Source organism: Pseudoalteromonas sp. UBA2102 (genome assembly GCF_002331165.1).
GTDB lineage: Bacteria > Pseudomonadota > Gammaproteobacteria > Enterobacterales > Alteromonadaceae > Pseudoalteromonas > Pseudoalteromonas atlantica.
In genome coordinates, this window is record NZ_DCYU01000026.1 from 36313 (window position 1) to 48030 (window position 11718).

Annotated in this window: 9 protein-coding genes and 1 pseudogene; 3 read left to right on the forward strand and 7 right to left on the reverse strand. The window is 40.1% G+C overall.

From position 1 onward, the window contains the following. The 3 genes and pseudogenes from B2R65_RS02905 to B2R65_RS02915 all read right to left on the reverse strand — a co-directional run. Positions 1-305: pseudogene (locus tag B2R65_RS02905) on the reverse strand (DUF2235 domain-containing protein); the annotation flags it as partial. Between the two features lie 111 nt (positions 306-416). Next, positions 417-2507 carry a cupric reductase gene (locus B2R65_RS02910; RefSeq protein WP_273611200.1) on the reverse strand — a complete coding sequence of 697 codons (2091 nt, stop codon included), beginning with the start codon at positions 2505-2507 and terminating at the stop codon, positions 417-419. Between the two features lie 135 nt (positions 2508-2642). Further along, a complete protein-coding gene (locus B2R65_RS02915) occupies positions 2643-3947 on the reverse strand; it encodes an NAD(P)/FAD-dependent oxidoreductase (RefSeq protein ID WP_029772829.1) in 1305 nt (434 codons plus the stop codon). 503 nt (positions 3948-4450) lie between these two features. Here B2R65_RS02915 and B2R65_RS02920 point away from each other — a divergent pair. Then, entirely contained in the window at positions 4451-6379 is a 1929-nt protein-coding gene (locus B2R65_RS02920) for a RecQ family ATP-dependent DNA helicase (protein WP_286740905.1), read from the forward strand. Between the two features lie 45 nt (positions 6380-6424). Next, the gene (locus tag B2R65_RS02925; RefSeq protein ID WP_004586962.1) at positions 6425-6733 is read left to right on the forward strand and encodes a YkgJ family cysteine cluster protein; all 309 of its coding nucleotides are present in this window, start codon (positions 6425-6427) and stop codon (positions 6731-6733) included. Between the two features lie 64 nt (positions 6734-6797). On the opposite strand, the gene B2R65_RS02930 is transcribed toward B2R65_RS02925, so the two are convergent. The 3 genes from B2R65_RS02930 to B2R65_RS02940 form a co-directional block, all read right to left on the reverse strand. Beyond that, positions 6798-7415, reverse strand: a complete 618-nt coding sequence (locus tag B2R65_RS02930) for a glutathione S-transferase family protein (protein ID WP_096042688.1) — start codon at positions 7413-7415, stop codon at positions 6798-6800. Between the two features lie 48 nt (positions 7416-7463). After that, the gene (locus B2R65_RS02935) at positions 7464-8492 is read right to left on the reverse strand and encodes an NADP-dependent oxidoreductase (RefSeq protein WP_273611202.1); all 1029 of its coding nucleotides are present in this window, start codon (positions 8490-8492) and stop codon (positions 7464-7466) included. Between the two features lie 177 nt (positions 8493-8669). Then, positions 8670-9158, reverse strand: a complete 489-nt coding sequence (locus B2R65_RS02940) for a GNAT family N-acetyltransferase (RefSeq protein WP_273611203.1) — start codon at positions 9156-9158, stop codon at positions 8670-8672. A 147-nt stretch (positions 9159-9305) separates the two neighbouring features. Between B2R65_RS02940 and B2R65_RS02945 the strand changes: the two genes are divergently transcribed. Next, positions 9306-10511 carry an anhydro-N-acetylmuramic acid kinase gene (locus tag B2R65_RS02945; RefSeq protein WP_273611204.1) on the forward strand — a complete coding sequence of 402 codons (1206 nt, stop codon included), beginning with the start codon at positions 9306-9308 and terminating at the stop codon, positions 10509-10511. 27 nt (positions 10512-10538) lie between these two features. Here B2R65_RS02945 and B2R65_RS02950 read toward each other — a convergent pair whose 3' ends face one another. Next, positions 10539-11024 carry a hypothetical protein gene (locus B2R65_RS02950; protein ID WP_024032946.1) on the reverse strand — a complete coding sequence of 162 codons (486 nt, stop codon included), beginning with the start codon at positions 11022-11024 and terminating at the stop codon, positions 10539-10541. Positions 11025-11718 lie beyond the last annotated feature (694 nt).

Genomic DNA, 11718 nt, shown 5'->3' on the forward strand with positions numbered 1-11718 from the left:
GCTTTAAAATCACTCATGGCTTGATTTAAAATACTAGCAACATCGTCACCACGTGGCGCTAAAGTTTGGTTCAAAATACGTTTTAAGCGGCTACCTTTAGTGCCAATACCTTGATAATAAAAACTAAGTTGGTTTGTAAATGGAGTGGTGGGGGAGTCATCGAGTTTGCCGCCTAATAATAAATGCAGCTTAAGAATATTAGAAATACTACTGTCTTCTTTAAAATGGTCTGAGCTAAATTGCTCTGCATCGCGAGGCTCGCCCCCAGTACCATCAAAATTAAAAATTAGCGTTTTACCCGTCATAGCCCTAATCCTTTAATTGTTTTAAATACTCTACACAGGCAATGTTAAATATTAAAGACATTAATTTTTCAAATAGCACGCTAAGAGGCGTTAGCGTGCTTAGCGGGTTATTTAGTGATTATCAAACATATAATGATTTAGCTCTGTGCCCTGGGCAGGCTTAAGCGCTGGGTTTAGCTGAATTAACTGCTGATAAACCTCAGGGTAAAACATTTTTAATCGTGCTACGCGGGCTAAGTGGTTTGGCTCAAATTTTTCCACAAGCTGCAAAGCTAAAGGAATCATTGGGCTTAACTCCCCTTTTGTATAACTTTGCTCTAGTGCTAAGTCGAGTATATCTACGCCAAGCTTACTTGGGTCAGCCGGTATTTTATTATCAATTAAAAATTGTACTGCCTCAGAAGAAGACGATGCAGCTTGTGTATAAACGTCGCGCCCATGTATATCGGTAATCGAAAAATCAAAACCCGCCTGTGCGAGTGCTTGCCAATGATTTAGCGAAAAGCGGCTTAATCGTGTTAACTCACGCGGTGGCTTAGGGTTTATGCGGTTTTGCCAAGTAGTGATTAAATCATCAGGGTTTAAGAGTAATAAAGAAAAAAGCGTATCGGTTTCGGCTTGAGTTAATACCGTACTGAGGCTGTATTCATAAGCTTTTTGATATTCTTTCTTAGATAAATATTCGTTAAATGTGCTTTGGCTTCTATCGTTTGAAAGCTGGTTACTCAGACTACTCCACCAATAATTGACTAAAACAGGGTCTATATCGTGCAAAACACGTACAAAGTTAGATCCGTGCTTATTTTTAACCTGTTGAACTTTATCATAAGCTTGCATTACTGTGTGCAGCTGCTCTGTATCTTTTAACTGTTGTTGTAACAGCTCACAGTTTTGCCTTTTATTGTTTAGCTGCGCTTTTTGCTGCTTTAAATCTACTAAAAAAAGGGCAACATCAGAATTATCAGGCTCAGTTATTTGGGGTAACGCGTTATTGTTAATTTTACCAATAGGGCTAAAGTAAGCGTATTGCGCTGGGTTGTCCTGCTTATTAATATAGGCCCCTTGCTGGTAAATAAAGTCATTTACAAAAAATACCCCTTTGCTATTTAGGTCTTCATTCGCATTGCCGCTATGTGCTTTGTAACCACGCTTTTTAAGATAATCTAAAAGCTGGGTGTGCTTAGTATCTAATGGGGCTAGGGTTAAGTTACCGCTTTTAGGCAGGTTTACAATAGCCACGTCTAAACCTGTAAATAGGCCTGGCTCGTTGGTTGGCGTAACGCCTTTTGTTTGCAGTGCTTTTACAAGAGGTAAATTAAATTTACTGACCGCAATATCGGCTAAGTTATATAAAACAGTGTTTTTTTCGTATAACGGCATGGCATCTAGCACGGGAACTTGCTGTAAAAGCGCAATAATATACTCATTTGGAATATCGTTTTTTATAGCGGTAGCCACTTCATTCACTGTAAATTGGTTAGATGAAATTGCCTGCTCAAACTCTTTTGGCGTAAATTTATTTGCATTAAGCACAAACAATGTCGCCGGAGAAATTACCTCACTGCCTTCAAGTTTAATAAACGTTTTAGAGTAAGTGGTAAATGTATCGGTGTTGCTTAATAAAGCGTAAAGCGTTTCTTTTTGTACATTTTCATCAAGGGGTACACTCAGAGTAAGTCCTGGAGGGTTATGCTTATTATCTCCAAGCTGTTGTATCATTTCTTTTACTTTATCATTGGTGAAGCCCTTAATAGCCTCAATACCTTGCCAATTAGCTAACTCGTTTAAAGAGCTAGTAATGTTAAGTTGCTGCTTTTGCTCTGCAATAATGGCATCTTTTAAAAGGGCAATGTATGTACGCTGATTGATTTTTGATAAATCTGTATACTTTAAAAGCGTGGATACCGATGTCCCTTTTTTAAGTTCACTTACAAAAAATGAAACAAGCGACTGATTCAATGTTTGTACTTTATTGCTTTGTTGTTGTGACTGATCTCTACACAGGCTAATCTGTTTTTTTAGTTTATTTACTACCTGTAGCGGTGAGTCCTCATTTGGCTGCTTTTTATTAACTACGCTGGTCTGAGAGGTGGTTGGTTTCACTTGAGCTGCTTGCTCTACAGCTACAGAGTGCGGTTGAGTTTGAAAAAAATAAACAGCTAAAGCAGTGATTATTACAATCCCAAAAAGTATTTTTTTCATTAGCGTCAATCCCTTGAATTACAATTACATCTAACTGCATGGTACTATTTTAGATACGCATAATGCAAAAAAGCTTTAAAGGATAACTTACATTACCTATTAAAGCTTTTTGACTATTTAGCTGCTGTTTATGTATTAATGCAGTTTCATTTTAGGGCGTACTACGCGTAGTACTTTTTCGCTTATCCATAATGCAAAGGTTTTTGCGCTGCCGTGTATGGCGCGCTGGTGCATGCGATACAGTGATATATACATAAAGCGAGCAATTTTACCTTCTATAAAAAAGGTATTGCTGGTTAAGTTACCCATTAAATTACCTACCGTACTGTAGCGCGATAAGTTAACGAGCGAGCCATGGTCGCTATATTTAAAGCCGCATAATGGCTGTTGTTTTAACGTGGCAATGAGGTTTTTTTCTACACATAGCGCCATTTGATGCGCCGATTGCGCACGCGGTGGAACAAGCTTTCCGTCTTCTTGGGTAAAGGCGCAGCAATCACCAATAACAAAAATGCTTTCATCTACGGTGCTTTGTAAAAACTCGTTTACTTGAATTTGGTTACTGCGGGTAAGATCAAAAATACCTAAATCTTTAATAAAATCTGGCGCTTTTACACCTGCAGCCCATACCATTATATCTGCGTCTATGTGTTCTTCGTCTTTTGTTATAAACCCTTGTTCGGTGGCTTCTTTTACCAGTGTTTGCTCTCGTACGTTTACGCCGAGTTTTAATAACTCGCGCTTTGCGCTATCGGCTATGCGCTCGGGTAGGGCGGGCAAAATACGGGGCCCCGCTTCTATTAAATGAATATGTAAACGCTTAGACGACATATTTGTAAGGCCGTAAAGCTTTAATAATTCAGATACATGGTAAAGCTCTGCCGAGAGCTCAACGCCGGTTGCGCCGCCGCCCACAATGGCAATATTTAATGATTGCTGTTGGTTGTCGTCTTGGTGAAGGCGAGTAAAGCTGTCGAGTAGAGAATGCTGAAAACGCTCAGCTTGCTGATTTGAGTCTAAAAAGTAGCAATGATCTTTTATGCCTGGGGTATTAAAGTCGTTGCTTACGCTGCCAATGGCAATAACAAGGTGGTCGTAGCGTACGCTGCGCTGCGGCAAAATAGTGTGGCCTAGCTCATCAAGGTGCGGTGCAAGGGTAATGGTTTTATTGCTTTGGTCTATATCGCAAAATGTACCAAGCTGAAAATTATAATGATGTTTTGCAGCGTGGGCTGAATACACAACGCCATCTAAATCGGGGTCAATAGAACCTGTCGCTACTTCGTGTAGTAACGGCTTCCATATGTGGGTGCGGTTTTTATCAATTAAAAGAATTTCGGCTTGTTTTTTCTTCCCTAATTTATGCCCTAATTGTGTTGCCAGCTCTAGTCCGCCTGCGCCACCGCCAATAACGACGATTTTAGGTTTAGTTATATTCATAGCAATGCCCTTAAAAAATAATATACCCAAATAATCTGCTTATAACGCTTATAAAAAATCACTTGGGTATACAAAATTAGCTTGGCTGTTAACACCATTGAGCATCTGCTGCGTATTTTGCGCCTAAATAAAACATATGTCAGCAATTGATAAGCTTATTTGTTGTATACTAAGGTCTAAATTGCCTCAGTATGAAAAATTTAGCGCTTTACAGGGGCCTAATATAAAGGCGTTACTTTACATAAAAGGCAGCTTGCTTTTAATAGGGTATAACGCTGACACTAAATGCTTTTAAGTATTTTAATCTATTGATTTAAAGTATGTTTTAGTGATTTGTTGATTATTGCAATAAAGCCGCTAATACTTGCAATCTATGCTTTATCTAAATTGCTTTTAATGCCAACAGACACTCTTATATTGAGATGCTTTGGGCTATATGCAAATATTTCATTTACGTTGCACTTTTGCTGTTAAAGCCCATTCCCTAGCCAAAAAGGATATTTATGACCACGCCATTAATTAAATCACTTGAGCAGCATTTTGGTTTTAGCCAATTTAGAGCAGGGCAACAGCAAACCATTGAGCAGCTTTTAAATGGGCAATCGTCACTGGCTATATTTCCTACGGGGTCGGGTAAGTCGTTGTGTTATCAGCTAACAGCTATGCATTTACCAAACTTAACCTTGGTGGTGTCGCCTTTACTTGCATTGATGAAAGATCAAATTAGCTTTTTAAATAGCAAAGGTATTTACGCGGCAAGCCTTGATTCGAGCCAAGACCAAATGCAAAGCAGCACCGTAATGAACGATGTGCGAAATGGTAAAATTAAAGTATTAATGGTGTCGGTTGAGCGTTTTAAAAACGAGCGTTTTAGAGAGTTTATAAGCCAAGTTGCGCTGTCTATGCTGGTGGTAGACGAAGCGCACTGTATATCTGAATGGGGCCATAACTTTAGACCCGACTACCTTAAACTACCGCGATACCGCGAAGAGCTAAATATTCCACTGGTACTATTACTCACCGCCACAGCCACTAAAAAAGTAAAACGCGACATGAGCGAGCGTTTTAATATTGCCCCAGAGTGTACTGTACAAACCGGCTTTTACCGCGCTAACCTCGATTTAAGCGTGCTAAGTGTAAAAACGGCTGATAAAAACACTGAGCTTACAAACATAGTGCGTGCGCAAAATGGCCCAGGTATTGTGTATGTAACGCTTCAGCAAAGTGCTGAGCAAGTGGCTAATACGCTAAGTGCGCAAGGTATTCAGGCGGTTGCGTATCATGCAGGGCTTGAAGATACACTACGCTGGCAAATTCAAGATGATTTTATGGCGGGTAAAATTAACGTTGTTGTGGCAACAATAGCCTTTGGTATGGGCGTTGATAAATCAGATATTCGCTTTGTTATTCATTACGATTTACCAAAATCAATTGAAAACTACAGCCAAGAAATTGGCCGTGCAGGGCGCGATGGCAACCCATCAAACTGCTACACCTTGGCTAATTTAGATGGCCTAAACACAGTTGAAAACTTTGTGTATGGCGACACCCCTGAGCTGAGCGGCATTGAATACGTAATTAACGATATTAAAGCCCAGCCGCAGCAATGGGAAATGCAAGAGTACAGCTTATCGAGCGAAAGTAACATTCGCCAATTAGCGCTTAAAACCTTGCTGGTACAACTAGAAATGCAAGGCGCAATAACGCCGCAATATGCTTACTACGCCGATTTTAAATACAAGTTTTTGGTTGATAAAAACGAGCTACTTAGCCAGTTTGACGACCAGCGCCAAGCCTTTTTAACGCAAATATTTAGCCACACCGATTTTAAAAAAATATGGGGCACGCTTAATTTTCACACCCTTACCCAAGCCGCCCAAGTTGACCGTAAGCGGGTTGTGGCCGCGCTTGACTACCTAGCCGAAAAAAACCTAATAACCCTTGAAACCAAACGTATTACCCAAGTTTACAAAGTGCATAGTGAGGTTATAAATAACCCTGAACTTGCAAAACAATTACACAGTTATTTTATCGAAAAAGAACAAGCCGAGATTAAACGTATAGCTGCATTGGTACGCTTTTTTGAGCTACAAAGTTGCTTAAGCTATAACTTGGCGCGTTATTTTGACGACCAAAATGCGCCAGCGCAATGCGGGCATTGTAGTGTATGCCGTGGTAATGCTGTAAAACTTGAATATTCAATAGAGCCTGCTCACATTGCCGATGACGTTGTTTATCAAAAAGTGGATGAGTTTTTAGCGCACATGACAACAAAAGGTATTCACAGTGTAGGTATTGAAACCCAGTGCCGCTTTTTAGCGGGCATGAGCGTGCCATTATTTGCACGTAATAAAGTACGCCAACTGAGTGGTTTTGCGCTTTGTGAGCAGATGCGTTACAGCGATATAAAAGCAAAACTACTAGCGCGTTAAATTAGTTACTGTATCCTAGTGGCTTATTAAAAAAAGTAAGTCACTATGCCTAATACTGTTATTCCAAGTAAAACTATTTCCTCTACACCTGAGCCCGTAACCTGCGCTAATTGCCAGGCATGTTGCTGCCAATTAGAAGTGCGCATAGTGACCGACACCGGCGTGCCTTTTCAGTACATTGATTACGACAAATGGGGCAGCGAAGTAATGAAACGCGCAGACGACGGCTGGTGCCAAGCACTCGACCGCAATACCCTAATGTGTACTATTTACGAAAACCGCCCACTTACGTGCCGCGAGTTTGAAATGGCCTCAAACGAGTGTATTACAGAGCGCGAAATAGCGGGTATTTAATAAAAACATATGCACTAAAAAAGGGGCTTAAAAGCCCCTTTGGTTTATCTGTGTTTTGTACTAATTAATCGTATTTAGCTTCTAACTCATTAGCTGTATGAAACTTCTCGTGGCTTTGTAATTGCTCATCGTACTTTACAAGGTGTTTAAAGTGGACAAGCTGGCCTGAGTTTTTAACTATTTCTACAATAAACGACATCATAATATCGGCACCGGTTAACGTGTCGCCGACTAAATAACGTTTACCTTGTAATCGGTCGTTAAAGTAGCTAATTACTTTCACGGTTTCTGCATCGGCGTAATTTTCTAAAAACTCTGTTTTAGCGCCATCTTTTAAAACAAACATTTTAAGTAGCAGCGGTAAAATAGCTGAGCTTTCGGCAAAGTGAAGCCATTGTTGATATTCAACATATTCGGCAGTGCCTGCTTTTGGCGCAAATTTACCGTTACCGTATTTAGTAATTAAATAATCGGTGATCGCGCCAGATTCGGTAACAATTAAGCCATCGTCTTCAATCACTGGTGACTTACCTAATTGGTGTACTTTTTTAAGTTCGTCAGGCGCTAAAAAGGTCTCTGTGTTGCGCTGGTAGGCAACAATTTCGTAATCAACATCCAGCTCTTCTAAAAGCCAAATAATACGTTTTGAGCGCGATTTATTTAAATGGTGTAGTTTAATCATGTCAGTCCTTGTTGGCGTTACTGCATGTGCAGTAACGCTTTGTAAAATTTAAAGTGGCTCGTTAATTTTAACAACGGTTTTACCAAAGTTTTTACCGTTTAGCATATCGTTGAATGCGCTAATGGTGTTTTCAATACCTTCTACCATGTGTTCGCGGTATTGTACTTTGCCATCTTGTAGCCATTTTTGCATGTCTTGTGCAAATTCGTCGTAGCGGTGGCCGTAGTCGTCAAAAATTATAAAGCCTTGCATTTTAATACGTTTAGTAAGCAACTGCCCCATTAGCATACCCATACGATCAGGACCATCTGGAAGGCTGGTAGAATTATATTGCGACACTAAACCACACAGTGGCACACGGGCTGCGGTATTAAGTAGAGGTAATACGGCATCAAACACTTTACCGCCCACATTTTCATAATAAACATCTATGCCGTTATCACAGGCTTTTTCTAGCTGCTCTGCAAAGTCATCGGCTTTGTGATCAATACAGGCATCGAAGCCCAGCTTTTCAACAGCATGTGTACATTTTTCGCTGCCACCAGCAACGCCTACCACTTTACAGCCTTTAATTTTGGCTATTTGGCCAACGGTTGCGCCAACCGGCCCTGTTGCTGCAGCTACTACAACGGTTTCGCCTTCTTTAGGTGCGCCAATATCAAGTAAGCCCATGTAGGCTGTAAAGCCTGGCATACCCATAATACCGAGTGCGTACGATGGGTTTTCTGGCTCTTTACCTAATTGCATAAGGCCTTCGCCGTCAGTAATGGCGTAATCTTGCCAACCGGTGTAAGCAAGTACCCATTCGCCTTCGCTGAATTTATCGTTTTTAGACTCTTCTACTTGGCATACGGTAGCGCCTACCATTACATCGCCCACATTCACCGGATCGGCGTACGACTTTGCATCGCTCATGCGGCCACGCATGTATGGGTCAAGTGATAGGTAAATAGTGCGCAGCAGCACCTCGCCATCTTTAAGCGCTGGTAAATCTACTGTTTTAAGTTCAAAGTTTTCATCGGTAGGGGCACCGTGCGGGCGTGATGCTAAAGTAAGTTGACGACTAGTTGCAGACATAAAAATCTCCTCTTAAGAGTGAATTTACTTAGCGAATGTTTACGCGTTTAAAACCAGGTTGAGCCTAAACAATAATGCGCGCTAAGTTTTACGAAAATAAAAATTTGTACCTTAATACACGAGCTTTGGGCGCGAGGCTGGTAATTCAAGCTTTGCAGAGTATTTATTCTAAACGGTTTATTTTAGCTTGCTAAAAATATGGCTATCGTAAAATACACCATGTTTATAAATGGCCTGTTTGAGAACGGCTTCAGCTTTAAAGCCGCATTTAGTGAGTGCCTTTATAGAGCCTGTATTGCCAGCAAATACAGCGCCAAAAATACGGTTTAGGTTTGAGCTTTTAAATGCGTCATCGCAAATTTGCGAAATAGCATGAGTCATTACTCCTTGCCCCCAAAAGTGGCTATTAAGCCAATAGCCTATTTCGCCACTGCGGCTATATTCAAATTCTCCCGGCGTTATACCAATACACCCCGCAAATTGCTCATCTACAACAATGGCCTTAACTATTCCACTTTTAGAGCCTTGGTTTATCCACCAGTCGGCGTCGGCTTGAGTATACGGAAATGGAATTTTAGACGATAAAAAGCGCGTAACCTGTTCATCGTTTAAGGTATTAATAATATGTGGCGCGTCTGTTGGTTTAAAGTCTCTTAGGGTGATCATTGTTTTAATTAAGTGTATGTTGCATACGGGTCAACTTAGCAAGCAATTAGAGATTGCACAATCACAAAGATTAACCGTTTACGCCTATAACTTTGTTTTAAAGTACTCTAATATAAGCAAAATATGATACCTGTTTAAGATACTTTTATGCACCCACACATAGCCGCCCTTTATAATAGTGCCCAAAAACCAAGCCGTTTAATTATAGGTTTAATGAGTGGTACCTCGTTAGATGGGCTAGATGTAGCACTGTGTAAGGTAACGGGCGCAGGTATAAATACGCAAATTGAAGTGCTTAACTTTACCACCGTTGACTATAACAACGAGTATAAAAGCAAAATAAAGCAGGTATTTGCCAAACGAGAGTGTGATTTAGAACTTGTTACTTTACTACACCCGTGGGTGGGTAAACTCCATGGCGATATGGTTAATCAGTGCTTACATACTTGGCAGGTAAATCCAGCAAGTATTGATGTAATAGCCAGTCATGGGCAAACAATTTACCACTGCCCACAGTCGCAGCATAATCATAAAAGCTTTACTAATGGCACATTACAAATTGGCGATAGCGACCAAATAGCCGTTACTACCGGTATTACAACGATTGGCGACTTTAGGCAAAAACACATAGCCGCAGGAGGGGAAGGTGCACCGCTTGCGGTATATGGCGATTACTTATTTTTTGCAAACCCCAATGAGAACCGCATTTTATTAAACATGGGTGGTATTGCTAATTTAACGTTTTTACCTAAAAGCGGTGATGCAAATAGCGTATTTAGTAGCGACATAGGCCCAGGTAACACCATTATGGATGCGTACGTACAGCAGAATTTTAAAGGCATGCACTTTGATGATGGCGCTAAAATAGCTAAAGCTGGCAAGGTTAATTCACTCTTATTAAATGCATTGTGTAGCAACACTTTTTTTGAGCTTGCGCTGCCTAAAACAACAGGGCCTGAAGTATTTAATTTAGCGTATTTGCATGGAGCTCAGCTGCAAACAAATACACAGCACTTAAGCCATGAAGATGTTATGGCAACTTTAAATATGTTTAGCGCAAGGGTAATTGCAAATGCGTTAAATGAATGCGGGCAAAGTGCTAAAGAGTGTGTGGTGTACGCAAGTGGTGGCGGTATTCATAACTCATTATTAATGGCGCACCTTAATGCGCTGTGCCCGACCATTAAAGCATTTAAAAATACCGACGATTTAGGCATAAACCCCGATGCCAAAGAAGCCGTACTATTTGCCATTTTAGCCAACGAATGCCTAGCAGGTGAGCAACAGCACCTAAATAATACTGCGCAGGGTATTGCTGGGGTCACTATGGGTAAAGTGAGTTTTGCTGATTAAGTTTTTATAAATTTGTATACCAACACATTAAAAAAACGAAAATAAACTTGAGCTCATATTACGAAAGTATTTTTTAACGCCGTGTGGCTTAGTTTGGCTTTTAAGGGCTTGCTGATTTTTATAACCAGCCTCAAACGCATTTACTTGCATATCAAACTGTAAACTATTTTTTAAAGTGGCATTTAAGCCATGCAGCATCAATTGCATTACTAAGCAGTGGCTTTGGGTAATTTTACTTAATGTTAAATACACATAACCACGCTCTAAGTCGGCGTTAGTGAGTACTTTTTCAGTAAAGTATTGTGCATCACGGGCACTGGGATACGTTGCGCTCAGCGAAATAATATCGTTTTCGTGGGCGTCGTCAGGCAATACGCATTGCAGCGTTATTTCATGCATAGCACTGGCTTGCAAGGTTAACTGCTCGTATTCCATTGTGTGGCCCATAGCCGCAGAGAGAGGATCTTCAAACGATTGTAACGCAAATGTGAGTTGCGTCATTGGTGTGCTCATTTACTTCAACTTCTAGATTATAAAAAATACAGTTCGAGTTTAAATTATCACCTATTTTGATTGCAGTTTTATGACAAGTTGCACTTAATCGGATAATCGCTGTATTTTGATCAAAAAAGATCGCTATATGTTCTTTCTCATTCAACTTTGGAATAGTTTGTCACACATCTAGAATAAAGAGCCTTATGTGGCAAGGCTTGTAGCGATGGTGTTGTTGTTCCTTATTTGAGTTTTTCTCATAGGCTTCTCTTCATAGGGAATAGAATTTGGTTTTTAGGCTTTACCTAATCAAAGCATTAAATAGAGATTCCAAATTAAAATTTCATACTTATCTTTTTTGATTTAATACGGTATGGATAGCGTTTATTGTTTAAACTCGTACTAAAAGAATGTTCTGAAAGCTAAGCTATCTGATGTTAAAAATGTAGTAAGGCGTTTATCAGTGATAACCGCTCATTGAGATTGGCTAAATATCGTCGTTAATTGATTGGTTAAACTGCACTTTGCGCATATATTCATGAAAATGAGCGCTGCGCGCAAATTGGATTATTTAAGTTTACCTAAAAACTTTAGAAAACTTAGTGATAGTAATACCTTAGGTAATTTGTTAAAACTATATAAAGTAGATAAATGAGCGCTAAGTCGGTAGAAATATGCGCGACGAGCGCAATATTAAATTGTTGAACTAAGCCGC

Excerpts from the sequence above, each read along its gene's own strand:
- B2R65_RS02920 (WP_286740905.1), top strand. The coding sequence starts at position 4,451 with ATGACCACGCCATTAATTAAATCACTTGAGCAGCATTTTGGTTTTAGC.
- B2R65_RS02915 (WP_029772829.1), bottom strand. The coding sequence starts at position 3,947 with ATGAATATAACTAAACCTAAAATCGTCGTTATTGGCGGTGGCGCAGGC.
- B2R65_RS02910 (WP_273611200.1), bottom strand. The coding sequence starts at position 2,507 with ATGAAAAAAATACTTTTTGGGATTGTAATAATCACTGCTTTAGCTGTT.
- B2R65_RS02925 (WP_004586962.1), top strand. The coding sequence starts at position 6,425 with ATGCCTAATACTGTTATTCCAAGTAAAACTATTTCCTCTACACCTGAG.
- B2R65_RS02950 (WP_024032946.1), bottom strand. The coding sequence starts at position 11,024 with ATGAGCACACCAATGACGCAACTCACATTTGCGTTACAATCGTTTGAA.
- B2R65_RS02945 (WP_273611204.1), top strand. The coding sequence starts at position 9,306 with ATGCACCCACACATAGCCGCCCTTTATAATAGTGCCCAAAAACCAAGC.
- B2R65_RS02930 (WP_096042688.1), bottom strand. The coding sequence starts at position 7,415 with ATGATTAAACTACACCATTTAAATAAATCGCGCTCAAAACGTATTATT.
- B2R65_RS02940 (WP_273611203.1), bottom strand. The coding sequence starts at position 9,158 with ATGATCACCCTAAGAGACTTTAAACCAACAGACGCGCCACATATTATT.
- B2R65_RS02935 (WP_273611202.1), bottom strand. The coding sequence starts at position 8,492 with ATGTCTGCAACTAGTCGTCAACTTACTTTAGCATCACGCCCGCACGGT.